Origin of the sequence: Bifidobacterium choerinum (assembly GCF_000741135.1) — a bacterium.
Taxonomy (GTDB): Bacteria; Actinomycetota; Actinomycetes; order Actinomycetales; family Bifidobacteriaceae; genus Bifidobacterium; species Bifidobacterium choerinum.
Genome location: NZ_JGYU01000010.1, coordinates 15,145 through 40,195 on the forward strand (window position 1 = coordinate 15,145; position 25,051 = coordinate 40,195).

The 25,051-nt window shown below is 64.4% G+C and carries 16 protein-coding genes and 1 CRISPR repeat array; of the genes, 1 reads left to right on the top strand and 15 read right to left on the bottom strand.

The genetic code is table 11. From position 1 onward, the window contains the following. Positions 1–226 precede the first annotated feature (226 nt). From BCHO_RS07100 to BCHO_RS07160, 13 genes are all read right to left on the bottom strand, one after another. A complete protein-coding gene (locus BCHO_RS07100; RefSeq protein WP_024540483.1) occupies positions 227–517 on the bottom strand; it encodes a hypothetical protein in 291 nt (96 codons plus the stop codon). A gap of 397 nt (positions 518–914) precedes the next feature. Further along, a complete protein-coding gene (locus BCHO_RS07105) occupies positions 915–1,190 on the bottom strand; it encodes a hypothetical protein (protein ID WP_024540482.1) in 276 nt (91 codons plus the stop codon). Between the two features lie 183 nt (positions 1,191–1,373). Next, positions 1,374–2,459 (bottom strand): glycoside hydrolase family 5 protein, encoded by a 1,086-nt coding sequence (locus BCHO_RS07110; protein ID WP_024540481.1) that lies wholly within the window; start codon positions 2,457–2,459, stop codon positions 1,374–1,376. A gap of 302 nt (positions 2,460–2,761) precedes the next feature. Then, on the bottom strand, positions 2,762–2,974 hold the full coding sequence (locus BCHO_RS07115) for a hypothetical protein (RefSeq protein WP_024540480.1): 213 nt from the start codon (positions 2,972–2,974) through the stop codon (positions 2,762–2,764). Positions 2,975–3,086: 112 nt separating this feature from the next. Then, a complete protein-coding gene (locus tag BCHO_RS07120; protein ID WP_051354845.1) occupies positions 3,087–3,941 on the bottom strand; it encodes a tyrosine-protein phosphatase in 855 nt (284 codons plus the stop codon). Positions 3,942–4,103: 162 nt separating this feature from the next. Continuing rightward, positions 4,104–6,110, bottom strand: a complete 2,007-nt coding sequence (locus BCHO_RS07125; protein ID WP_193345755.1) for an ABC transporter ATP-binding protein — start codon at positions 6,108–6,110, stop codon at positions 4,104–4,106. A 68-nt stretch (positions 6,111–6,178) separates the two neighbouring features. Then, positions 6,179–8,107, bottom strand: a complete 1,929-nt coding sequence (locus tag BCHO_RS07130; protein ID WP_051354847.1) for an ABC transporter ATP-binding protein — start codon at positions 8,105–8,107, stop codon at positions 6,179–6,181. A gap of 95 nt (positions 8,108–8,202) precedes the next feature. Then, positions 8,203–8,940: a MarR family winged helix-turn-helix transcriptional regulator gene (locus BCHO_RS08870; protein ID WP_024540476.1), complete on the bottom strand. Its 738-nt coding sequence runs from the start codon at positions 8,938–8,940 to the stop codon at positions 8,203–8,205. Positions 8,941–9,490: 550 nt separating this feature from the next. After that, on the bottom strand, positions 9,491–10,057 hold the full coding sequence (locus BCHO_RS07140; RefSeq protein WP_024540475.1) for an NADPH-dependent FMN reductase: 567 nt from the start codon (positions 10,055–10,057) through the stop codon (positions 9,491–9,493). 181 nt (positions 10,058–10,238) lie between these two features. Further along, complete coding sequence (gene msrB, locus BCHO_RS07145) at positions 10,239–11,186, bottom strand: peptide-methionine (R)-S-oxide reductase MsrB (protein ID WP_051354846.1); 948 nt, start codon at positions 11,184–11,186, stop codon at positions 10,239–10,241. 315 nt (positions 11,187–11,501) lie between these two features. Next, positions 11,502–12,002 (bottom strand): hypothetical protein, encoded by a 501-nt coding sequence (locus BCHO_RS09290; RefSeq protein WP_024540473.1) that lies wholly within the window; start codon positions 12,000–12,002, stop codon positions 11,502–11,504. 111 nt (positions 12,003–12,113) lie between these two features. Continuing rightward, positions 12,114–13,178: a CRISPR direct-repeat array (repeat unit 29 nt; unit sequence GGGATCATCCCCGCGCTTGCGGGGAGCAC). A 187-nt stretch (positions 13,179–13,365) separates the two neighbouring features. Beyond that, positions 13,366–14,637 carry a glutamate-cysteine ligase family protein gene (locus BCHO_RS07155; RefSeq protein WP_024541076.1) on the bottom strand — a complete coding sequence of 424 codons (1,272 nt, stop codon included), beginning with the start codon at positions 14,635–14,637 and terminating at the stop codon, positions 13,366–13,368. A 114-nt stretch (positions 14,638–14,751) separates the two neighbouring features. After that, positions 14,752–19,536, bottom strand: a complete 4,785-nt coding sequence (locus BCHO_RS07160; protein ID WP_237743064.1) for an acyl-CoA dehydratase activase-related protein — start codon at positions 19,534–19,536, stop codon at positions 14,752–14,754. Between the two features lie 546 nt (positions 19,537–20,082). Between BCHO_RS07160 and BCHO_RS07165 the strand changes: the two genes are divergently transcribed. Further along, positions 20,083–21,123: a hypothetical protein gene (locus tag BCHO_RS07165; RefSeq protein ID WP_024541078.1), complete on the top strand. Its 1,041-nt coding sequence runs from the start codon at positions 20,083–20,085 to the stop codon at positions 21,121–21,123. A gap of 422 nt (positions 21,124–21,545) precedes the next feature. On the opposite strand, the gene nrdG is transcribed toward BCHO_RS07165, so the two are convergent. Both nrdG and nrdD read right to left on the bottom strand, forming a co-directional pair. Further along, on the bottom strand, positions 21,546–22,292 hold the full coding sequence (nrdG, locus tag BCHO_RS07170; protein ID WP_081707982.1) for an anaerobic ribonucleoside-triphosphate reductase activating protein: 747 nt from the start codon (positions 22,290–22,292) through the stop codon (positions 21,546–21,548). 283 nt (positions 22,293–22,575) lie between these two features. Beyond that, positions 22,576–24,969 (bottom strand): anaerobic ribonucleoside-triphosphate reductase, encoded by a 2,394-nt coding sequence (gene nrdD, locus BCHO_RS07175; RefSeq protein ID WP_024541080.1) that lies wholly within the window; start codon positions 24,967–24,969, stop codon positions 22,576–22,578. Positions 24,970–25,051: the final 82 nt, after the last annotated feature.

Below are 25,051 nucleotides of genomic sequence, written 5' to 3' on the forward strand. Positions count from 1 at the left end.
CCGGCAGGTCGCGTCGCGTACCAATATACGACAGATCGGCAGGCCGCGCCCGCGGCACGTGTCGTTTTGAGACCGGACCGGCCATGCCGGGCACGCCGGCGGCCCCGCGCGACCGTCCGTCACGGAAAAACGAGGGGAAGCCATGTTCGGTCATGCATGACTTCCCCTGTACCGTCAATCCGGCCTATTCGCCGGTCTGTTCGCCGACGTCCGGTCTGTTCGCCGCTCAGCGGGTGGCGTCGCGGTCCTCGAGCTCCGGATCCTCCCACTCGTTCGCGTTCTCGGATTCCTCGGGTTCCTCGGCGGCGCGCTCGATCTTCGCGTCGTCGGCGGCCTTGCGTTCGGCGGACTTGAGCGCGACGCCCAGATCCTCGTGCGGCACGTCCTCGTTCGACTTGCCGGTGACCGGATCGGCGTACGGATGGTCGGTGTCGCGCACGATGTTCTCAAGGTTGTCGAGCTCGGTCGTGCTCATGTCGTCCAGATCGTCGCCGACGTTCTTCTTGTCCTGTGCCATGTCGTCTCCATTCGTGGGTCTTCCGTGCGACGTCCTTCGCCGCAGCCGCTATCCTCAATATAACCGTTCGCCGCCGCGCCGCGCCGTAGGTTTCCCCCATCGGGCGAATGATTCTCGTTTCATTGAAAATGCCGCGTTTTCATTGCCCGTCGCGGCCGTCGACACACGCCGGCGCACGTCGGCATATCGCCGCGGGCGCGGCATCCGCCGCCTTCCGCGCGCCGCGCATCCCCGTCGCGGCGCGCGCCGCATTCATGAAAATGTAATGAAAAAATGAAAACAGGTGAAGGCGTCGGCCTTCACCTGTCATCCGTTCGATGTCCGCCGTCTCCACGCAAACGTTGGAACGACGGCGTTTCGCGGCGCCCCGGCGATGGATGCGCCGCGTCCGCGCACCTCAGCGGGGCACTTCGTCCATGTTCTCCCACGTGTTCGCCGTGTTGAACAGCAGCGACTCCTCGGCGCCGGTGCGCTCCTTCTTCTCTTCCTTGATCTCCTTGGCGCCCTCGTCGTCCTCGACGTGCTTGTCGAATCCGTCGTCGGCGTTGCCGTCGGACTTGCCGCTCACCGGGTCGATGTGCGGATGGTCGGTCTCGTCGACGACCTCCTTGAGCGCGTCGATCTGTGCGGCGTCCAGAGCCTCGAGGCCCTCTTTCTTTTCTTCGTCTGCCATATGGGGCTCCTTCCTGTCGATGTGCCGTCTTCGCCGACGGCACTGTCCATCATAGGCGGATTCCGCTTCCGACGCGCGCAGCGAAGTCATCTTTTCCCAATAATTCCAAAACCATAAGCGCTTCAGTAACTTGGGTGCCGATGGCCGTTTTCGGCGCTGCCGCCGGCACCATGCGCGGGTCGTCTATCGACGCTCGCGCAGATACTGCCGATACCACCTGCCTTCGGCGGACAGGTCGGATTCGATCGGGTCGCGTGCCTCATTCGTCGTGAACAATGCGCTGCCCTCATGCTTGTCGGACAGGTTCCAGATGATGTACGAGATGTCGTACTTGTCGAGCATGCCGAGCCACGCGTCGGCGGACTTGACGTCCACGGCGCCGTCGCCGTTCGCGGCCGTCGCGCCGAATTCGCTGACGAACACCGGCGTGCCCGCCTTGACGGCCGCCACGACCTTGTCGCGCAGCCACTGCCCATGGTCGGCCGCATAGAAATGCACGGTGTACATGACGTTGTCCACGTCGAGCGGATCGGAGGCGACCACGTCGATGTCCTGGCACCAGTTCGGCGTGCCGACGAGCACGACGGCGTCCTTCGCATGCCCGCGCACGACCGGGATCACCTGTTCGGCGTACCGCTTGACCTGCGCCCACGTCGTGCCGCCGTTGGGCTCGTTGCAGATCTCATAGAGCACGTTCGGCACGTCGGCGTACTCCTTCGCGATCTCGCCGAAGAACTCCTTCGCCTGGTCGACGTGCATGTTCGGGTCGTTGTCCGACAGCGTATGCCAGTCGACGATGACGTACATGTCGTCCTTGACGGCCGCGTCGATGCCGTCGCGCACCGTCTTCTTGAGCTGCTCCTTGTTGCCGTCGGTGCAGTAGCCGCCGCTCTCCGCGCAGTACATCGCGATGCGCACCGCGTTGATGTCCCAGTCGCGCTTGAGGTTCGCGAACAGGTCGGCGTTCACGTACTGCGGATACCAGGCGATGCCATGCGTCGACACGCCGCGCAGCTGCATCGGCTTGCCGGCGGAGTCGAGCAGCTTCGTCCCCTCCACATGCAATGGGGAGACCGTCGTCGTCTCCAGTTCCCCGGCACTCGCCGACGTGTCCGGCGCCGCCTCCGTCGACTCGCCCTTGCCGCTCGGCGCCGTCGTGATCTCCGTGTCCGCGCTCGGCTGCGGCTCCGTTCGACCCGCGCCGCCGCAGCCGGTGAGCAACGCCATGCATGCCACAATCGTCATGACGGCCGATGCCCACTGCTTCATCATCGTCCTCGCCTCTCTCCCATCGCGCTTCACGTCTTCAGGGCGCCGCCGTCCGCTGACTGTACGCGTCCGCTCTCTCCGGCCACGATATGGATGGCGCACCCGGCACATCGCCTCCCCGATGCCCGTGCAGATCATACAAGCGTTACGCTAACAAGCCGGCGCGCATGTTCCCATGTCTTTTTCAGCTCACGGCAAACATATTGACAGGGCGCGCCGCACGATGCTTCCGTGTGGCGCGCCCCGTCATACCCCATGCAAAGGCCCGTCGGTCGAATCCCGACCGGCGATCCGAGGACCGATCAGTGGGTCTGGTGGGTCTCCTCGTCCTTGGCGATCTCGTTCTTGTCGCCCTTTTCGGCGCGGGCGGACTCCCAGCCCTCCTTGGCATCCTTGAGCTTGCCGGCGATCTTCTCGGCCGAATCCTTGACACCTTCGAAGTCATCCTTGTGCTCGTCGATGCGTTCCTTGATCTCCTCGAAGTTCTTCTTCATCTGCTCGGTCATGTCGGTCATGGTAACCATCCTTCGTTCCACGGTTGAATATTGCTGTCTTCCATTACAGCACGTCCGGCGTCCTCGCCGCGCGATTGCGCAGTTAGGCGAATCGGCGCGCCGCCGCTCGCCGTCAGTCCCGCGGCATGTCGGAGGCGTCGCAGGTGTAGCGTTCACGCAGCCGTTCGAAATCGGTTTCGGACAGTCCCACCTTTGTGCGCAGGAAGCCGACGAGGCCGCCGTAGCGCGTCGTCGCGCCGATGAACGCGTGGATGTAGGCGGGCGCCGCCGTCAGGAACTGGTTGATGTCGCCGTCGACGCGCGCGCCGAGGATCGATTCGAGCTTCTGTGCGAGCTTCGACGAGGTGTGCGGCATGAATCGGTTCGTCTCGAGGTAGTCGTCGATGATGAGCGTCTCGTCGACGCCAAGCGAGGCGAGGACGAGCGCGGCGAGCGCGCCGGTGCGGTCCTTGCCCTGCGTGCAGTGCCACAACGTGCCGCCGCCGTCGTCGAGCAGATGGCCGAAGCAGTCCTTCCAGCACGAGACGGCCATCGGCGCGTCGATCATCTGCGGGTACAGGCTTTCGATGAACATGCCCGGCTCGGCGATCAGCCCCCGCAGCTGCTTGCCGAGCTCGCCGCCCTCATCGAAGACCGGAATCGGAAAATAGCGCCAATCGGGAAGCAGCCGGTCCTCCTCCATATGGCGTTCCTGCCGTGTGCGCAGATCGATGATGTTGCGCACGCCGAGCCGGTCGAGCGTAGCGAGGTCGGCGTCGGTCGCCTTGTGCAGGTCCGCCGAACGCAGCAGCATGCCCGGACGGATCCGCTGGCCGTCCTGCGTCGGGATGCCACCCATGTCGCGCACGTTGCCCACGCCCTCGAGCTCGAGCGGCTTCGAGACGATCGGCCAGTCGCCGTCCTCATGTTCGTTCTCGAACTCGACGTGGTTGATCTGCCTGATGATATGCGCTTCGTTCCCTTGCATACTGCCCCATCCTACCTGTCCGCGGCGGCGTGGCGGCGCACTCCGCGAGGGGAAAAGCCGCGGCCTCTTCACTCCCCTCCCCGTAGAACGACGGAGGGCGGCCGCCCCGAGCAACGCACGGGACGACCGCCCTCATGAGGACCACGACCAGCCGGACCGGAATCACTCGAGCTCGAGCGAACCGGTGTACAGCTGGTAGTACTCGCCCTTCTCGGCCATCAGCTCGTCATGCGAGCCGCGTTCGATGATGCGGCCATGGTCGAGCACCATGATGACGTCCGAATTCCTGACCGTCGACAGACGATGCGCGATGACGAACACCGTGCGCCCCTTCATCAGGTTGTCCATGCCGGCCTGCACGACCTCCTCGGTGCGCGTGTCGATCGACGACGTCGCCTCGTCGAGGATGAGCGCCGGCGGATCGGCCACGGCGGCGCGCGCAATCGAGATCAGCTGACGCTGCCCCTGCGACAGTCCCGAGCCGTCGCCCGACAGCACCGTCCGATAACCGTCCGGCAGCATGCGGATGAACGAATCGGCGTTGACGAGCTTCGCCGCGGCGATGCACTCCTCATCGGTCGCATCGAGCTTGCCGTAGCGGATGTTGTCCATCACCGTGCCGGTGAACAGGTTCACGTCCTGCAGCACGATGCCGAGCGAGCGGCGCAGATCCGGCTTCCTGATGCCCTTGACGTTGATGCCGTCGTAGAGGATCATGCCCTCTTGGATGTCGTAGAAGCGGTTGATCAGGTTCGTGATCGTCGTCTTGCCGGCGCCGGTCGCGCCGACGAGCGCGATCTTCTGGCCCGGCTTGGCGAACCATGTGATGTCGTGCAGCACCGGCTTCTTCGGGTCGTAGCCGAAGGTCACATCGGTGAAGCGCACGTCGCCGCGCAGCAGCGTCAGCCTGCCGTCCGGGGACGTCACCGCCTGCTCATGCGCCTTCTGCCAGACCTCGTAGGCGCGGTCGCTGAGCTGCTTCGCAGCCTCGCGCGAACGCGTGCCGTCGTCGCTCGCCTCGCGCTTCCACGCCCAATGGCCGGTCTTCCTCGACGTCTCCGTCATCGTGCGGCCGTCCGAACCGAGCTCGACGTTGACGAGCGTCACCGTGCCGTTGTCCTTCTCCGAAGGCTCGTCCATCAGCGCGAAGATGCGCGACGCGCCCGCAAGCGCCATCATGACCATCGTCATCTGCTGCGAGACCTGGCCGATCGGGTTGACGAAGGACCTCGACAGCGTCAGCAGCGAGATGATCGTGCCGATCGTGAAGGTCGCGCCCGAGAAGCTGAGGTTGCCCCAGTCGCCGAGCGCCGCCAGGCCGCCGAAGATCGCCGAGAGCACATAGAGCAGATAGCCCATGTTGCCGACGACCGGCATCAGCACGTTGCCGTAGGTGTTCGCGCTCGCGCTCGCCCGGTAGAGCCGTTCGTTGCGCTCGTCGAAGTCCGCCTGCGTCGCGTCCTCGTGGTTGAAGACCTTGATGACCTTCTGCCCGTTGACCGATTCCTCAACGAAGGCGTTCACGTCGCCGAGCTCCTGCTGCTGCACGACGAAATAGCGGCCGGAGCGGCTGACGATCACGCGGATCAGCAGCATCAGCAGCGCCGTGAAGACGAGCACGAAGACCGTGTAGGGAATCGACAGGTACAGCATCGAGACGAGCGCCGCGAGCGCCGAGACGCCGGATGCGAACATCTGCGGAAGCGACTGGCTGATCGCTTGGCGCAGCGTGTCGGTGTCGTTCGTGTAGCGGCTCATGACGTCGCCGTGCTCATGCGTGTCGAAGTAGGAGATCGGCAACGTCTGCATATGCTCGAACATCTCGTCGCGGATCTGCTTCATGACGCCCTGTTCGACGCCGACGAGCAGATACGAGTACAGCCATGCGCTGACGGTGCCGAGCGCATAGAGGACGCCCATGAACAGCAACGCCTCGATGAGCGGCGCCCACGCCGGATGGCTTTCGCCGACGAGCGGCATGATGTAGCGGTCGATCAGCGCCTGCAGGAACAGTGCTGACCCGGCCTGCGCGATCGCGGACACGATGATCGCGATGATGATGAAGACCATGCGCGCCCGGTAGGCGAACACGTATCTGAGCAGTCGCCTGAGCGTGCCCTTCTTCGCCTTCTGGCGCGGCATGCCCTGCATGCCGTTCGCGTTCGGCATGCGCGCGTCGTCGTTGAGGGTCTCCTTGTCGGTGACCGCCGTGCGCGCCGTCGTCGCTGCTGCTGCGCTCATCGTTCCTCACCTCCCTTGATCTGTTCGATGTCGTTGCGGATATGCTCCTCGCGCACCCGTTCGCGTTCCCGCTGCCGCGCGATGATGTCGGCGGTCGACGTGTCCTCGTCGTAGTCCTTGCGGTAGCCGCTGGCCTCCGCCTCCTCCTCGTGCAGGTCCTGCGCCTCCTTGCCGAGGTCGCGTTGCGTGTGCTGCTGCGTCTGCGACTCGTAGATGCTGCGGTATTCCTCGCAGCGTGCGAGCAGCTCGTCGTTCGTGCCCTGGTCGAGGATGCGGCCTTCATGCATGACGACGATCAGGTCCGACTCCTCGACCGACGCCACGCGCTGCGCGATGATAATCTTCGTCGTGTTCGGGATCTCGTGGTGGAACGCCTCGCGGATCAGCTTGTCCGTCTTCGTGTCCACGGCCGACGTCGAATCGTCGAGGATCAGGATCTTCGGCTTCTTCAGCAGCGCGCGGGCGATGCACAGACGCTGGCGCTGGCCGCCGGAGACGTTCGTGCCGCCCTGCTCGATGTAGGTGTCGTATTTATCGGGGAACTCCTGGATGAAGCCGTCGGCCTGCGCGAGCTCGCAGGCGTGGCGCAGCTCCTCGTCGGTCGCGTACGGGTTGCCCCAGCGCAGGTTCTCGGCGATCGTGCCGGCGAACAGCACGTTCTTCTGCAGCACCATCGCGACCTCGTCGCGCAGCGACTCGAGCTCGTAGTCGCGCACGTCGACGCCGCCGACCTTGAGCGCGCCGGACGTGACGTCGTACAGGCGCGGGATGAGCTGCACGAGCGACGACTTCGCCGATCCGGTGCCGCCGACGATGCCGATCGTCTGCCCGGAGCGGATGTGCAGGTCGATGTCGTCGAGCACCGGACGTTCCGAATGCTCGGAATAGCGGAAGCTCACATGGTCGAAGTCGATCGAGCCGTCGGCGACGGCCGTGACCGGCTCGTCCGCCTCGCGGATCGTGCTCTCCTCGGTCAGGACGCCGCAGATGCGTTCGGCGGACGCACGGGAGATGATGACCATGACGAAGATCATCGACAGCATCATCATCGCCATCATGATCTGCATCGCATAGGTGACGAGCGCGGTCAGGTCGCCGGTCGTCAGGCCGAGCGCGGCGTTGTTGCCGGAGGCGACGATCTGGCGGGCGCCGATCCACGCGATCGTGATCAGCGACGCGTACATGCAGACGTTGAACAGCGGCGAGTTGATCGACAGCAGCTTCTCGGCCTTGCAGAACTGGTCGTAGATCTTCTGTGAGATATGGCCGAACTTGCGGCCCTCGAAGCCCTCGCGGTTGAAGGACTTGACGACGCGGATGCCCTGCAGGTTCTCGTCGACGACGTTGTTGAGCTCGTCGTAGGTGTGGAAGACGCGTTCGAAGATCGGATGGACGACGAGGATCAGGCCGAACAGGCCGACCGCGAGCACCGGGATGCATGCGAGGAACACCAGCGAGATCTGCGGGCTGATGCGGAACGTGAAGATCCATGCGACGACCAACATGACAGGGGCGCGCATGCCGACGCGGATCAGCATCTGATAGGCGTTCTGCACGTTCGTTACGTCGGTCGTCAGCCTCGTGATGATCGAGCCGGTCGAGAATCGGTCGATGTTCGCGAAGCTGAACTGCTGCACTTTCTGGAACTCGTCGTGGCGCAGGTTCTTCGCGAAGCCGGAGGATGCGACCGCCGCGTAGCGCCCGGACAGGAAGCCCGCGCCCAGCGAGACGGCCGCGCAGCAGATCAGGATCAGGCCGTACTTCCAGATGTCCGGCATCGATTTTCCGGTGATGCCCTTGTCGATGAGCACGGCGATGACCGACGGAATCAGGATCTCGATGATGGCTTCGACGATGACGAACAGCGGCGAGAGGACGCTCGCCTTCTTGTATTCACGCAGCGACTTGCCGAGCGTGCGTATCACATGCTTCTTGCTCGGCGGCTGCGGTAACTGAGGCGGCTGCGTCTGCTGCGACGCCGGCGGTCGCTTCGTGGCGGTATCCGCCGTGGTGGTTGCGCTCACTGCTCCGCTCCTTTCTTTGCTTTCTCTGGTTGGAATCTGTGGGCCTCTGACGAGTCGGATGGCTTGTTCGGGCCGTCCGCATCGTCCGGGTCGTTATTGGTCGTATTGGTTGTATAGGCTGCGTCGGCTGCGTCGGTCGTATCAGTGTCGGCCGACTGCTGTGGGCGGGTCGGCGACGCGTCCGCGGGTGCGCGAGCGCCGTCGCCGTGCTGCTCTTCGTCGGCCGGCGGATGCGCGCAGGCGCACCCCGGCGTCTCCTTGCCGAGCAGGCCGGTGGCGTACAGATTCGACTGCATGCGCTCGAGGTCGGCGAGGAAACGCCGCTGCTCGTCATCGGAGAACCCTTCGAACAACGTACGTTCGAGTTGCCGGGAACGGCGCTGTAGCTCTTCGACGATGCCGTCGGCGGCGGCCGTGAGCTCGATCTTGCGCACGCGCGCATCCCATTGGACGCTCGTGCGCGTGATCAGCCCCTTCTTCTCCATCAGCGCGAGTACACGAGATGCCGTGGAACGCGTAATCGAGAACGCCCGCTCGATGTCGTATTGGAAGACGTCCTCATGGCGATGGTCGTGCAGATACAGGATGATCGGCATGTTCGTGCCCGAGCCCGTGGATTCCGACGGCGTGACGACGTTCCAGTACCGCGCGATAAGCTGATGCACCGCACGAATCTCCAGACTCGGCTTGAGCCACTCCTGCCCGTGCCCGCCGTCCGCGTTCCCGATGACCACGATCCGCTTCCTTTCCTGCGCGCTATGTGTCGTATGCGTTGGTTGTACGCCGTCCGGTCAGTCTAGACCGGACGGCATACAACTGTTGTAGATGCAATTGTTGTATGCCGTCGGCGTAAGGAGATGGGGCTGGCGGGGATGACGGGCCGGATGGCCGCATTGCGGGTGGCTTCATCGACGGAGTCGACGGGCCGGGACAGAAACCGGTCCGATTGCGGGACGGTCCGTCGACGGAGCCGACAGGACGGGACGCAGCGGGACAAACCGTCGGGCACCTCGACGAATCGGGACGGAAACTGGCCTCTCCGCGGTCGGGTTCATCGATGTGGTCGATGGAATGGGACGGAAACCGGTCCGATTGCGGGACGAACCATCGATGGAGCCGACAGGACGGGACGCAGAACGGCATGGCTACGGGTGTAGTCGTCGACGGAACCGATGAAATGGGCCGGAAAGCATTGGCAATGTATGGGACGACCCGCGCAGCTCGTCGGGAGATGCGCGGGTCGTCGTGAAATCAGTCATCCACAGCGGTGTGCGAACGGAACACTCACTTCACTTCGTTCTCGGAGATGAAGGTCAGGAAGTCCTCAGCCTGCGTGCGCAGCGCCTCCTGATCGGCTTCCGTCATCGCCCAGTCGCCGGTCTGCACGGCCTCGTCCGGAACGGACAGGCCGACCTCGACAGGGAAGAGACGCATACCGGCATCCTCGAGCAGATCGCCGACCATGATGCGCGGATGCAGCTCCTCGAAGCCGCCGACGCCGGAAATCGCGACCGGCTTCTGGTTGAGCACGTTCTCGCCCTCCTCATCCTTCGTGGACGGCAGCGACAGCCAGTCGAAGAGGTTGCGCAGCGAATCCGGAATCGTCTTCTTGTACTCGGAGACGACAACCCAGACGGCGTCCGCGTTGCCAAGCTTGTCACGCACGGCGAGCGCGGCCTCCGGCAGCGGGTACTCCGGGGATTCGCCGGCGAGCGGCAGGTCCTCGTAGTCGAGGGTGATCGTCTCGGCGCGGTCGCCGACGATGCTCATGATCTCCTTGGCGAGGTCCGCCTCGAACGAACCGTCGGTGAGCGAAGTCTCGACGAATGCAATGGTTGGCTTATCCGCCATGGTGTCCTCCTATTGGTGGTTCAGGCACGGACCGAGACGACCGTACGCCGCCGCAATCCGTCTTGCTGACTACCATCTTCGTGCCACGGGAGGTGTCAGGGAACCGGAAATAGCCACCGGTGAACAAATGCGGCGCACGGTATGCGGAAGGTGGGCGCTACGCACGCTCACGCACCGCGCATCAGTCGCTCGAGGGGTCACGCAAACGTTCGTCGAGCGCCGCCACGAGATCCCCGTAGCCCTCCTCGGCCATCCTCCCGCGCGGCACAAACCGCAACGCCGCAGAATTCATGCAATACCGCAGGCCGCCGCGCTCACGTGGACCATCCGTGAACACATGTCCCAAATGGCTGTTGGAGTGCACGGCCCGCACTTCGACGCGTGGATGCAGCGGCAGACTGTCATCCCTGACGCCGCGCACCGCATCCTGACTGATCGGCGCGCTGAACGACGGCCAGCCGCATCCGGAATCGATTTTGTCGGTGGAGAAGAACAGCGGCTCGCCGCTGACGCGGTCCACATAGATGCCGGGATCGAACAGGCGGTCATATGCGTTGGCGAACGGCGGTTCGGTGGCGGAGCGCTGCGTAACGGCGTATTGCTCCGGCGTGAGTTCCCAGATGCGCTCGATGTAACGCTGACGCTCCCGCATATGGTTGATCGCATCCATCGGGATATGGCAATATCCATTTGGATTGACGAGCAGATAGTCCTGATGCTCGGGCTCCGCAGGCGTGAAATCGCGCAGCTCCTCAATCTCCACGGCTGGGGTCTCCCCCACACGTCGCTCGAGGTCCTTCAGCGCCTGTTCATACACCGTACGCTGTTCGTCCGTGTCTTCGCCGGACGGATACAGGCCAGAACGGTACTGCCGGCCGACGTCATTGCCCTGACGGTCGACGCTGAACGGATCGATGACGTCAAGGAACAACAGCGTCAGCGTCCGCAAGCTCACCCGGGTCGGATCGAAATCGATGCGCACGGTCTCGACGGCATCGGTCGCCCCGGAGCACACCTGACGGTAGGTGGGGTTCGGCGTGCGCGACTGCGCATATCCCACCGCCGTGTCGACGACCCCATCGACGTTCTGCATGGCGCGCTCAAGCCCCCAGAAGCATCCTCCGGCCATGTACGCCGTCTGCGTTCCGACTCGCGGCGTAGCCTCCTCTTGCCCAGCGCGGACCACCGGCTCTCCCTCTCCCGCGGCCGCGTGCGGCGCGCCGGCGACATCCTGCGAACCATAAGCCGTGCCACGTATGGGATCTATGTACTGCTCCTTCGTCATCATCCGCTCCTTCGACGCTATCCACAATTACGAATCGCCATACACAGCGTACGCACGCGCGATGCAAGACGCCGACGGCACAAATCAGCGTCGCGCATACGCTTCACGATACGAAGCGTGGATGCCGTCGCCGGCTTTGTCAGCATCCACAACAGGTCCCTATAGCAGCATACCGAGGACCAGCATGCCCAGCTCGGGTGGGTAGAGCGGCCAAGTGGCGCCCCGTTCATTGCTTCTGGCCTCGACGCCCAGCTTCCTGCCGTAGTCAGTGGGAATCCAGTAGCCCTGCTCCGTATGGATGATCAGCCCTTTGGCGGCCAGAATCGGATTGGCCTTCTGCGCGGTCATGGATTTGTCCAGAAGACCTTCATCATGAAGAGGCTGCAGGAGACGGGTCAACGCGACCTTCCCATCAGCCTGCACAGCGGGCTGCGCAGCGGGCGTCGAAGGTCCGGCCGGCGCGACCGCGGCGGCAACGGGCCCGGTTTGGACAGCAGGGGCCGAAACCACGGTCGGATTCTGCCCACCATGGTTCCCCTCATCCTCTTCCGTATTTGCGGATGCATCGGAAACGGGTATGCTCCTCTCTTCGACAGAGACGACTTGAGCCGACTCCTGCATCCGCCCCGCCGTTTCGGCAACCGCACCCGGGTTGTCCACGCGCTTGCGAGGAGCACAAATCGGTGAACGCCTTCATGAACCCGCTCAGGGGATCACCCCGCGCTTGCGGGGAGCAAACAACGTGGCTAACTCAAACAAGCGGCGTCTGTTCGGATCATCCCCGCGCTTGCGGGGAGCACCACAATCACTTTCCTTCGCTTGTTTGGTTTGAGGGATCATCCCCGCGCTTGCGGGGAGCACCGCGACCTCGGCGAACGGACGATTGCCCTGACGGGATCATCCCCGCGCTTGCGGGGAGCACGGCTGGCCGAAACGCCACATCAAAGGACGCCTGGGATCATCCCCGCGCTTGCGGGGAGCACCGCGAGATGGTCGTTTGTAGCGTCAGCCCAATGGGATCATCCCCGCGCTTGCGGGGAGCACTGCTGCATGATGTTTTCCACCGATAATTTCGTGGGATCATCCCCGCGCTTGCGGGGAGCACGCACACGGCCCCAACCAGCCGGCACGACACCTGGGATCATCCCCGCGCTTGCGGGGAGCACAGCACAAGCTCAGGCGTGTGCCCGTCATCCAGTGGATCATCCCCGCGCTTGCGGGGAGCACTTCGACTGCGACCGATGGGCCGACAGCAACCCGGGATCATCCCCGCGCTTGCGGGGAGCACGGCCGTTCCGTTCGGCCGGGAATACGCGATGGGATCATCCCCGCGCTTGCGGGGAGCACCGCCTTGATGCCGTATAAGCGTGGGCTTGTCGCGGGATCATCCCCGCGCTTGCGGGGAGCACGGCGACTCGGCGAACAGTGCGCAGTCGTTGAAGGGATCATCCCCGCGCTTGCGGGGAGCACGCACCTGCCCTCTTGACCATTTTTCGGGCCGGTGGATCATCCCCGCGCTTGCGGGGAGCACTCCCCTACGTGGAGACGGACCCTACGGCGGGAGGGATCATCCCCGCGCTTGCGGGGAGCACTGTAGCGTCATCCCAATGGTTTCAACGCTTTCGGGATCATCCCCGCGCTTGCGGGGAGCACTGTAGCGTCATCCCAATGGTTTCAACGCTTTCGGGATCATCCCCGCGCTTGCGGGGAGCACTTCTGCCTACGCTCAGACAACCCCGATGTCACGGGATCATCCCCGCGCTTGCGGGGAGCACCAGACCACCGGCTCGTTCCAGGATTCGTGGACGGGATCATCCCCGCGCTTGCGGGGAGCACACTAAGAAATCCTTGTGTTTCCAACATATCATTGATCAGCGAGAAGCATTTTCATTCACTTTTCACGGCGCACTTCGCATCTCCTCCTCCGCTGTATCATTCCCCGCATATGCGGGGCATGTCCGAAGTACATCTATACAGGGGGATCACTCCCGCAATTGCAGGACTCTTCTAGAGTAGCCTCCTCCTACCCCTGCCTTACCTCCGGCCGCATCGCATCCCCCGGCACCTGATCAAGCGTATCCCCGACGCCCAGTACCTCCGCCCAGTACTCCATCGGCCGGTCGTACGGTTTCGCGTCTCCCCCGCGCGACTGCAGCACGGCCTTCGCGGCGTGCACGTCCTCGCCGGTCAGTCCACTGAAATACGATTCAAGACGCCCGCGGCGCTCCGGATCGTAGAACAGGTCGCCTACGATCTGCGTGAGCCGTTCGGCGCGCTCCACCGGCAGTGAATCCCAGTGCCGCATCTCGATGAAGTTCTTCAGGCGCACATCGTTGAAATGCGTCGAGAGCACATGGTTGACCTCGTAGGCGTTGAGCTCGCGGTCCGGGTAGACGTCGGCCGCATTCGAGCAGAACGCCGCGAACTCGAGTTCGTGCTCCGGGCGTCCTTTGCATTCCGGCGTATGCGTCAGGTCGGCGAACATCAGCGGCGTGCTGAGCACGTCCGCCGCGTAGTCCTCCCAGCTGAAGCGTTCATCGTAGAGTCCCGGCGTCACGTTCGTGCGCTGCACGTCGAGATAGTCCCACATCCGCTGTCGGCACAACGGCCACGGGTTGCGCGCTCCTTCGAAATACGGGGTGTTGCGGAAGAACCATGCGAGGATCGGACCGATCGCGGTGCCGAGCCGCATCTTCGCGATCGCGTCGCGTTCGCTCGTGTAGTCGATGCTCACCTGCGTCGACGCCGACGCGCGCATCATGCACGGGCCGAACTGTCCGATGCGTCCCAGATACTCATTCATCGCCGCGTAGCGTCGCTTCGGGTTGAGCGGGATGTCCGCGAACGATGTCTTCGGCTGGTAGCCGTAGTTGACGAGGCGGAAACCGAGTTCGTCGAGGATCGGCTGCGCCTCCTCGATGAACCGTCCGTGCAGTGCAAGCAGTTCTTCCGGCTTGCGCAGGATGCCGATTGACGTTTCGATCTGGCCGCCGGGTTCGAGCGAGACGGCGAGTCCCTCACGTCCCAGTCCGACCAGATGGTCGTCCTGCCAGTATTCCTGGTCGGCGTCATAATATGGCCGCAGGCGGCGCAGCAGCTCCTCGACGCCGTTCGGCTCCCCGTAGGTGACGGCCGTGTCGTCGGCGTTGTGCACCGGCAGATGCTCGATCTCGACGCCGAAGCCCCCGGTTCCCGGCGCGGAGCATCCCTGTTCGAAGAAGCGGACAAGGCTGCGCACATGCTTCGGATTCGGCTGGACGAGCAGATGCGCGTATGAGACTCGTGGTGTTGTCATAAGTGCCCATAGTAACGTGCATCCGCGGGGACACGGCGGCGCCGTTCTAGGAAATCTCAATAATCAGTCCAAAAACGGCCATCTGACGCTGACGGGCGGCGAAGCGCCCGCCCGTCAGCGACGCGCCGCCTTTTTCGCCGCCGCGATCATCAGCTTGATGCGGTTGAGCTGGTTCGCTTCGCTCGCGCCCGGGTCGTAGTCGATCGAGACGATGTTCGCCTCCGGGTACATCCTGCGGATCTTGCCGAACATGCCGCGGCCGGTCACATGGTTGGGCAGGCATGCGAAGGGCTGCGCGCAGATGACGTTCGGGCAGCCGGATTCGATGAGTTCGACGATTTCGCCGCTCAGCAGCCATCCTTCGCCGGCCTGCACGCCGATCGACGTGACGGTCGCCGCCTTCTTCACGAGCTCGCCCATCGGCAGGTCCTTCTCGAACTTGCCGCCGCTTGCGTCGAGCGCGTCGTGCACCGGCTTCATGTAGGCGTGGATGACGCCCTTGAACGCGCCCATCAGCGCTTTGTTGCGTCCCATGCCGATGTTGTGCTCGTTCCAGTCGTTGATGTACGGGCGCATCGTCATGAAGTCGATGATGCCCGGCACGACGGCTTCACAGTCCTGCGATTCGATGACGTCGACGACGTGGTTGTTCGCGTCCGGATGGTATTTGACGAGGATCTCGCCGACGACGCCGACGCGCACCTTGCGTGGCACGTCGCGCAGCGGCAACGCGTCGAAGCTGCGCACGATTCCCTTGACGAGCGCGGCGTAGCTCCAGTGGCCGCGTCCGTAGAGCATCTTCGCAGTCCTCGAGTTGCCATGGTTGAGCAATGTCTCGCGCACGATTGTGTTCCAGCGTTCGTACAGCCGGTTCGCGCTGCCGGGACGCTGCTCGTACGGGCGCACGCGGTAGAGGCATTTCATCAGCAGATCGCCGATGATGAGCGCCTTCGCCGCGCGGTGCAGCAGCGGCACCGTCGGCGTGAATCCGGGATTGTCGACGAATCCCTGCGTCGAGATCGCGAGCACCGGGATCTGCGGGTAGCCGGCGTCAATCAACGCCTTGCGAATCAGGCCGTAGTAGTTCGTCGCCCTGCACATGCCGCCGGTCTGCGAGATCGCGAGCGCCGTCGTGTCCGGATCGTAGCGTCCTGATTTGATGGCTTCGACGAGTTGGCCGACCGTCATGATCGCCGGGTAGCAGGCGTCGTTGTTGACGTATTTGAGTCCGGTTTCGACGTCGGTCTTGTCGGCGTGGGTGAGCACGTCGAATTTGTAGCCGCTGGCGCGTACGGCAGCTTCGACGAGGCTGAAGTGGATGGGGCTCATCTGCGGTGCGACGATCGTGTGGGTCTTGCGCATCGCCTTCGTGAACGGCACGTGCTGCGCGTAGTTGCTCATTGTGGCTTTCTGCGTGCGTGTGTGACGACTGCCGTCGCCATCGCGCGCGCCGAGGATCGCGTCGAGCATCGCCTGTCGTCCGGCTGTCGGCGCCATTGTGCCGGTCTTGCGGAACGTCGATGTCGGCTGCGTGGGCGTCGTCGATGTCGATGTCGATGTCGATGTCGTCGATGTCGCCGTCGCGGCGTTCACGTCGGCGGCGGCTGCGTGTGCGCCGCGGCTGCTTTCGCGTTCCTCGACGGCGGCCTTGAGCGAGCGCAGTCGTATCTTGGCGGCGCCGAGGTTGCTCACTTCGTCGATCTTGAGCATCGTGTACACGTCGGCCTTGTCGGCGAGGATCTCGGCGACCTGGTCGGTCGTGATCGCGTCGAGGCCGCAGCCGAAGGAGTTGAGCTGCACGAGTTCGAGTCCCGGCCAGTGGGCGACGAAGTCGGCGGCCTTGTACAGGCGCGCGTGGTATGCCCACTGGTTCATGACGCGTAGCGGCAGTTTCGTGACCTTGCGGTCGTCGACGTGGCGGAAACCGGCGGCGTCGTGCCTGTGCGGGTCGCTTTCGCCGTCGGCGAGGTATGCGGTCAGGTCGAGCTTGTCGTCGGGGTTCAGCCAGCTGACGGAGTCCTCGGAGAGGACGACCATGCCGAGCGAGCAGATCGTTTCGGGGATGCCGTGGTTGATTTCGGGGTCGACGTGGTAGGGACGGCCGGCGAGGACGATGCCGCGGCAGTCGTGTTCCTTCATGTAGGCGAGCGCGCGCAGTCCTTCCATCTGCACGTCGTGTTTGAAGACCTTGTCTTCGGCGTAGGCGGCGGCGACGGCCAGTTCGGCCTCGTCGCGCGTGACGCCGGCCCAGGCGAACTCCTCGACGATGCGGTCGACCATCAGGTCGTGTTTGGACAGGTTGAAGTACGGTTTCATGAACCGTATGCCGTCCTCGCGCAGTGCCGCCATGTTCGCGGCGATGACGACCGGGTAGTTGGCGACGATCGGGCAGTTGAAATGGTTGTCCGATTCGGGAACGAGGTCGTCCTCGAAGCTCACGCACGGGTAGAAGATCGTCTTGATGCCTTTGTTGAGCAGCCATGTGATGTGGCCGTGGACGAGTTTCGCCGGGTAGCAGATGTTCTCGGACGCGATCGATTCGATGCCCGTCTCGAACAGTTCGTGGTTGCTGCGGCCGGAGATGACGACCTTGAAGCCGAGCGACGTGAGCAGTGTGAACCAGAACGGGTAGTTCTCGTACATGTTGAGCACGCGTGGGATGCCGATTTCGCCGCGCGTCGCCTTCTTGTCGGTCAGGCGCCGGTAGGCGAAGGCGCGCTTGTATTTGTAGTCGTAGAGGTTCGGGCGGTCGCTGCGTTTGCGTTTCGCGTCGCCGCCGCGTTCGCAGCGGTTGCCGGTCACGTAGCGCGAACCGTCGTGGAACGTCGTGATCGTCAGCTTGCAGTGGTTCTGGCACAGCTTGCACACGTCGCGTTCGGTCGTCATGCTCAGTTCGTCGAGCGCGTCGCCGGTGAGGATGCTCGATACGGTGTGCGCGGTGCCGGCGACGGTCACGACGTGCGCGGCCGCGTCGTCGGTGTCGCCGTCGGTGTCGTCGGCGACGTCGTCGTAGTGCATGCGCGCGGTCAACGCGGCGCCGTATGCGCCCATCAGACCGGCGATGTTCGGCCGCGTCACCTCGCGTTCGGTGAGCAGTTCGAAGGCGCGCAGCACGGCGTCGTTGAGGAACGTGCCGCCCTGCACGACGACGTTGTCGCCGAGCTCGCCCGAGTCGCGCAGCTTGATGACCTTGTACAGCGCGTTGCGAACGACCGAATAGCACAGGCCGGCGGCGATGTCCTCGATGCTCGCGCCTTCCTTCTGCGCCTGCTTCACGCTCGAGTTCATGAACACGGTGCAACGCGAGCCGAGGTCGACCGGATGCGTCGAGTTCAGCGCGGCCTGCGTGAACTCCTCGATCGACAGTCCCATCGACTGCGCGAAGGTCTGCAGGAACGAGCCGCAGCCGGACGAGCACGCCTCGTTGACGGCGATCGAATCGATGACGCCGTCGTCGATCGCGAGGTACTTCATGTCCTGTCCGCCGATGTCGATGACGGCGGTGACTCCCGGGCATGTCATCTCGGCGCCGCGGTAGTGCGCCATCGTCTCGACGACGCCCTCGTCCAGATGCAGGCCGGTCGTGATCAGGCCTTCGCCGTAGCCGGTCGCGCAGCTGCGCGCGATCCACGCGTCCTCGGGAAGCTCATGCTGGATGCGACGGACGATGTCGATCGCAGCGGTCAGCGGCGAGCCGTCGTTCGTCGCGTACGAACTCCAGACGATCTCACGGTCGTCGTTGACGAGCGTCGCCTTGATCGTCGTCGAACCGGCGTCGATGCCGAGGAAATGCGGTCCGTGCGCGCCGTCGAGCGTGCCGACGTGCACATGTTCGCGATGATGGCGGGCGTCGAAGGCCTCGCGGTCCTGCGCGCTCGCGAACAGCGGCGGCATCGTCGCCGTGTTCGCGCCCAGATTGCTCAGGTCGGCGAGCGCGGCGATGATTGCGTCGAGCGTGCGCGGCGGATAGTCGTCGGCATGTTCGATCTGGTCGGGTTCGCCGGCGGTGAGCGCGGCGCCGTACGCGACGTACAGGTGGGCGTCCTTGGGCGTGACGAATTCGTCGACCTTGCCGTCGAGCGCACGGCGGAACGCCTCGCGCAGCTCGGACATGAAGAACAGCGGGCCGCCGAGGAAGACGACGGTGCCGTGGATCGGGCGGCCGGCGGCGAGGCCCGCAATCGTCTGCGTGGCGACGGCGGTGAAGATCGAGGCGGCGAGGTCGGGTTTAGCGGCGCCGTCGTTGATGAGCGGCTGCAGGTCGGTCTTCGCGAAGACGCCGCAGCGCGACGCGATCGGATACAGGTTCTCGTAATGCTTCGCCATCTCGTTGAGGCCGGCCGCGTCGGTGTCCAGCAGCGTCGACATCTGGTCGATGAACGCGCCGGTGCCGCCGGCGCACGAACCGTTCATGCGCTGTTCGGGCGTGGGCTTGAGGTAGGTGATCTTCGCGTCCTCGCCGCCCAGCTCGATGATGACGTCGGCCTGCGGGATCCGCTCGTCGATCGCACGCGTCTCGGCGATGACCTCCTGGACGAAGGGCACATGGACGGCGTCGGCGAGCGCGAGGCCGCCGGAGCCGGTGATCGCCAGACGCACCGGCTCGTCGGCGCGGCCCAGTTCGGCGAGGCGTGCGCGCACGTCGCGCAACAGCTCCTCCATCGTGGCGCGCACATTCGCGTGGTGGCGGCGGTAGTCGGCGAACAGCGGTGCGTCGAACGCGTTGGAATTGTCGAGGACGACGGCTTTGACGGTCGTCGAGCCGATGTCGAGGCCGATGCGCGGCACGGAAGGCTCCGGACGCGCCCCGGTCGCGGATGCGAACTGCGATGCGGCCGGCGGCGTGTGCCTCCCCCTCGTTGCATCGTCGTTCGGCATCTGCTCCTTCGGATGAACCATCGTTACCTCACTCGCTCATGGTGCCCGGCAATGGCGGAATTGCGCCGCTGCCGCAGTGGACGTCCGACTTCGCGCCCCTGCAGGACCTGCATAGGGCAATCACCCCAGCATAGTCAGGCCTCGGTACGTTCGTCGCGGTGCGCGCAGGGCCGGTTCGGGGCGCCGCATACGTGTGCAACGCCCCTTTGCGGATGTATCTGCGCTGAGGGAGAGCGTCTTCTCGGCATTGGGTGAGTATCCGCGGTTTTCGGCGTTGGAACCATGCGGTTCCCGGGGCGCATACTCGCCATATTCGCACATGTTGCTCTCCCTCAGCGCAGATACATGCCGGCAGGGGCCGTCGATGGCCCTGCATGCCGGCAATTCCATGCCGATGGCCAAGCGGCGCTGCTAGAATCACCGGTATCGCGCAGCCGGGCATCACGCAGGGTGGCGGACAGGCACGCTACCCGACGCGGAGACGCCGGGCGATGGCGCGCACAGAAGACGTACGTAGACCACATAGACATAGATAGACAGACAGCAGACCAGCATACGGGGGTGCCCATGTCCGAACGCAGATACGAACCGACCGAGCAGGAGGCGCCGACGGAGGCTATGCCACAGTCGATGCCGACGACGCGCATCGACATCGAGACGCAGGTCAGCGAGGGGCCGGTCACGGCCGCGTTGCCGCCGCGCCCCGCCGCGCCAACCCCCGCCAGCTTCCCGCCGGCCCAGCCGCCGACATCCCACGACGGCGACAATGCCGGCGGAGAGGGGGACACCGACGGGAAACCCAGGAAGGCGGGCAGGAAGTGGCCAATCGTCACGGCGGTCGTGGTCGTCGTCGCGCTCATCGCCGGCGTGTGCGGCGCAATCGTCTACAGCAACAAGCATTCCGAGGCGCTGCTGCGGTGCCGCGCGGCGGTCAGCGATTTCAGCGCCGCGCGCAAGAAGCTCGTCGACACGACGAAGAACCTGTCGTCGACGCAGCAGTGGGTACTCGACGCGCTCGGCGTCAACGGCATGATCGACGCGGTCGCGGATGCCGCGTCCGCCGCCGAACAGACCATCTCGACCGAGGGATGCGCGACGAACGCGACGATCACACAGCTCAATCTCGTCGCCGACACCGTCAACAGCACGACCGATTCGCTCAACAAGTCGGTCAGTGAAATCACGAAGCAGCAGGAAGAGCAGCGCAGTCTGCTCGACAGCGGCGACTGGAGGAAAAAGGCGATGGAGTGGCTCGGCGGTTCCGGCACCGACGAATCAAGCAGCGCGGAGACCGACGGCGCGGACGGCGACAAGACCGACAAGACCACCGACGACGCCGACGACGATACGTCCGCGGCGAAGAAGGGCTTCAAGGATTCGCTCGAGCATGCGAAGGGACTGCTCGCGTCGGTCAAGCAGCAGTACGGATCCTCCGAGGCGGGCAAGCGAATCAGCGAAGGCCTGCAGTCGGCGATCGACGCGGCCGAAAAGCTCGACCTGTCGCCGATCACGAATTCGAAGATCTACAAGGCCGCCAAAGTGACGCTCGACGAGGCGATCGCCACCGTCAGCAATTGGATCGACTCGCAGGCCGCAAAGGCGCAGTAAGCAGGCAATAAACGCAACATTCTTCGATATTCTATGTCACACAGGTGTATCAGGCCCGCATTCAGGGACATGTGTGGCCGTACACGTGCGCAGGTGCAAACGGCGGATTCGCGTCTCGGATTGCGCTTAGATACGCGGCACTGGACGCCGACGTGGCCACATATGTCACACACCGCGCATAGGTACGCTAGACGGAACGCCCGCAAGGTCGCCGGCGTCACACACCGCGCACGCATACGCGACACCGGACACCGGCACACACGTTTGGGACGCCTCCAGCGCACGGATACGCCAGACGTGACGCCGGCAACACCGCCAGCGTCATGTACCGCGCACGCATACGCGACACGGGACGCCGGCACGGCCGCCGGCGTCGCATGACGCGCATGGGTACGCTGCGCGGAATGCGTCCCAGCCCCACCTCAGCTCGCGTCGCCTTCGCCGGCGGCGCGCTCGTGGCCGTAGATCTCCGGGATGAAGCGCTCCTGGTCGTGCAGTTTGCTCCAGATGACGACCTCGCCGCGCTCGAGCGAGGCGGGCACGTCGATGATCCGCTGGTTGCGCGAGCCGCGGAACTGCAGCAGCGAATCGTGCTGGTCCTTGAGATACCGACCGTCGACGAGGATGTCGATCTCGCGCAGCAGCTCCATCTTGTCGGCGCTTTCGCCGTCGCGCATCAGCTCCTCCCATGTGTAGCCGGTCCAGCACCAGATGTCCTTGTCGTGGCCGAAGCGTGCGCGGATCTTGCGTGCGAGCGGCAGCAGCACGCCGGTGTTGAGCAGTGGCTCGCCGCCGAGGAACGTGATGCCCTGCACGAAGCTCTGCGCAAGATCGTCCATGATCTGCGCCTCGAGCTTCTCGTTGTACGGATGCCCCGCCTGAAAATCCCAGATCGACGCGTTGTAGCACTGTTCGCAGTGAAACGGGCAGCCGGAGACGTACAGCGAGCAGCGGATGCCTTCTCCGTCGGTCATCAGGAAGCGCTTGTAGTCGGCGATCATGTTGTGGCTCATCCGCTCGCTCGTCCACTGCCCCGCCTTCGGATTGTTCGACAGCGGCGTCGGGATTCCCGGACCGCGGCCGCGCTCGCCGGCGGCGAAGTCATGCAGCCGCGGCTTCTTCCGCACCGGTCGCGCGTCGTCGAGCGGCGAATCCGATGCGTCGGTCATCGGTTCCGTCGACGATTCGACGACGCTCGCCGAACCGTCCGCGCTCGTCGTGCCTTCCGTTCTGCGCCATTCCTGGGCCATGTCCCGTCCTCTCCTGTGCGCCTGCCGCGCATCGTTGCCGACCTACCGATTGTAGACCGCGAAAAGGGGCGGCCTTACGACCGCCCCAATGTGTCCATGTGTCCATCCGAGCCTGTGTTCCGGTCATCCGCGCCGGCCGAGCCGACCGTATCGACGGTGTCGATTACGCCGATCGCACCGGCTGCGCATGGGCGTCAACGGCTCACTTCGTCTCTTCGAACCATTCGCGCGTTTCGCCGTCGGCGAGCGTGACGTGTCCGGTCTCGCCCGACATGTGCTTGACGCGGTGCGCGATCTCCTCGTGGCGGCCGTGCACCATCGGGCGCTGCACCGGGTTGCCGAGATAGCCACAGGTGCGCTTCGTCACATTGCACTTGTCGGGGTCGGAGTTGCCGCACTCGGGGCACTTGAAGCCCTCCTCGGTCGGCTCGAAGTCGCCCTGGAAGCCGCATTCGAAGCAGTGGTCGATCGGCGTGTTCGTGCCGAGGTATCCGATGCCGATGTTGTACGCGTAGTCCCACACCGCCTCGAGCGCCTTCGGGTTGGCCTGCAGGCACGGGAACTCGCAGTAGTTGATGAAGCCGCCGGACGCGTAGTACGGGAAGTCCTTCTCGTAGTCGAGCTTCTCCATCGGCGTCGGCTGCAGCCACACCGGATAGTGGAACGAGTTCGTGTAGAAGTCGTGGTCGGTGACGCCTTCGACGACGCCGAACTTCTCGCGGTCCATGCGGTTGAAGCGGTCGGTGAGCGATTCCGCCGGCGTCGAGTACACCGAATAGTGGTAGCCTTCGGCGGCCGACCAGTCCTTGCACAGCTGGTTCATGCGGCGCACGATCTCGAGCGCGAACTCCTTGCCCTGCGGATCCCAGCCGTGGTCGCGCATCCAGTTCTTGCCGTAGAAGACGGACGTCGCCTCATACAGGCCGATGTAGCCGAGCGACACCGTCGCGCGCTCGTTGCGGAAGAGCTGATCGACGTTGTCGTTCGCGCCGAGGCGGCCGAAGGCGCCGTAGCGGAACAGCGTCGGCGCGTTGACCGGCGTCGCCTGCTTGCAGCGCATGATGCGGAACTGCAGCGCCTGATGCGCCGTCTCCATGCGCTCGTCGAACAGTTTCCAGAAGCGTTCGATATCGCCGTGCGATTCGAGCGCGATGCGAGGCACGTTGACGGTGACGACACCGAGGTTCATGCGGCCGTCCTCGACGTCCTCGCCGGTCTCCGGGTCGATCCATCCCTGCAGGAACGAGCGGCAGCCCATCGGCGCCTTGAACGAGCCGGTGATCTTGACGATGTTCTCATAGAACACGACGTCCGGATACATGCGCTTCGTCGAGCATTCGAGCGCGAGCTGCTTGAGGTCGTAGTTCGGGTCGCCCGGATCGGCGTTGACGCCGTGCTTGATCGTGAAGACGAGCTTCGGGAAGATCGCCGTGTGGCGGTCCTTGCCGAGGCCGCGGATGCGGTTGAGCAGGATCGCGCGCTGGATCTCACGGGCGAACCAGCTCGTGCCGAGGCCGAAGCCGACGGTGACGAACGGCGTCTGGCCGTTGGAGACGCGGTTCGAGTTGATCTGGTATTCCATCGTCTGCATCGCATCGTAGATGGCCTTGCGCGTCATGATCTTCGCGTAGATCTCACGCAGCTGGTCGATCTCGGGCAGTTCCTCGTCGAAGGCGGTGTCGGCCGGCAGCGGGTCACGGTTCTCGAAGTGCAGCCAGTCCGGCTCCTGCGCCTTGAGTCCCCTGACCATGTCCTCGGCCACTTCGATCGGCATCGAATCGGGGATGAGCGCCTGAGCCATGTTGAGGTTCTTCGCATAGTCGCGGCGCGCGTACTCCTCGAGCATCTCGTCGGCGCGGTTGACGGTCTGGCCGCCATACTGCGCGCCCGCGATGTCCTTGATGATCTGCGTGATCTGCGTGGCCGCCGTGCCGATCGACTTCGGCGAATCCATCATCGCGTTGCCGAGCGCGAAACCATGGCGCAGCATGTCGCCGAAGTCGGGCAGCGAGCAGTTGTTCATCGACGTGAACGGCGAGTAGTCGGCGTCATGGAAGTGGATGTCGCCCTTCATGTGGGCGTTGGCGACGGCGTCCGGCAGCATCGAGAACGCCGACGCCTTCGAGACGGCGCCCGCGAGCAGGTCACGCTGCGTCGCGTAGACGTTCGAGTCCTTGTTCGCGTTCTCGCGCACGAGCGACTCGTCCTTGTTGACGAGACGCTTGACGGCCTCGTTGATGTCGGTGGCCTTCGCGCGCTGGATGTCCTTGTTGAGACGGTAGGTCGTGTAAGTGCGCGCGACCTCGTAGAGATGGTCGTCGATGAGCGCATGCTCGACGAGGTTCTGGATGTCCTCGATGCGCGCCGGGCCGTTGTAGCGTTCCTTGATCTCGCCCTCCACCTGATCGGCGATGTCGGAGATCATGCGCTCCTCTTCGGGACCGACTTCCTTGTCCAGATCGGCGAACGCGGACTTGACGGCGACGATGATGTTGACCGGGTCGAAATCGACGATGCGGCCGTCGCGCTTCTCGACGAGTACCTTCGCTGCGGTCTTCGGCTGCGTCATCGGCGCCTCCAGTACCTCTGCTTCCATTCGCTGCTCCTTGCTTCGGGGCCGGCCCGGCCGGCTCGTTTCGTGCGTCCGGACGATGCCGGACGTCTTGCTGACGGATAAG

Coding starts and splice junctions, on each gene's coding strand:
- BCHO_RS07160 (WP_237743064.1), bottom strand. CDS start 19,536: ATGGTTCATCCGAAGGAGCAGATGCCGAACGACGATGCAACGAGGGGG.
- BCHO_RS07110 (WP_024540481.1), bottom strand. CDS start 2,459: ATGAAGCAGTGGGCATCGGCCGTCATGACGATTGTGGCATGCATGGCG.
- BCHO_RS07140 (WP_024540475.1), bottom strand. CDS start 10,057: ATGGCGGATAAGCCAACCATTGCATTCGTCGAGACTTCGCTCACCGAC.
- BCHO_RS07105 (WP_024540482.1), bottom strand. CDS start 1,190: ATGGCAGACGAAGAAAAGAAAGAGGGCCTCGAGGCTCTGGACGCCGCA.
- msrB (WP_051354846.1), bottom strand. CDS start 11,186: ATGGCCGGAGGATGCTTCTGGGGGCTTGAGCGCGCCATGCAGAACGTC.
- BCHO_RS07165 (WP_024541078.1), top strand. CDS start 20,083: ATGTCCGAACGCAGATACGAACCGACCGAGCAGGAGGCGCCGACGGAG.
- BCHO_RS07155 (WP_024541076.1), bottom strand. CDS start 14,637: ATGACAACACCACGAGTCTCATACGCGCATCTGCTCGTCCAGCCGAAT.
- BCHO_RS07115 (WP_024540480.1), bottom strand. CDS start 2,974: ATGACCGACATGACCGAGCAGATGAAGAAGAACTTCGAGGAGATCAAG.
- BCHO_RS07120 (WP_051354845.1), bottom strand. CDS start 3,941: ATGCAAGGGAACGAAGCGCATATCATCAGGCAGATCAACCACGTCGAG.
- nrdD (WP_024541080.1), bottom strand. CDS start 24,969: ATGGAAGCAGAGGTACTGGAGGCGCCGATGACGCAGCCGAAGACCGCA.
- BCHO_RS07100 (WP_024540483.1), bottom strand. CDS start 517: ATGGCACAGGACAAGAAGAACGTCGGCGACGATCTGGACGACATGAGC.
- nrdG (WP_081707982.1), bottom strand. CDS start 22,292: ATGACCGACGCATCGGATTCGCCGCTCGACGACGCGCGACCGGTGCGG.
- BCHO_RS07125 (WP_193345755.1), bottom strand. CDS start 6,110: ATGCCGAACGCGAACGGCATGCAGGGCATGCCGCGCCAGAAGGCGAAG.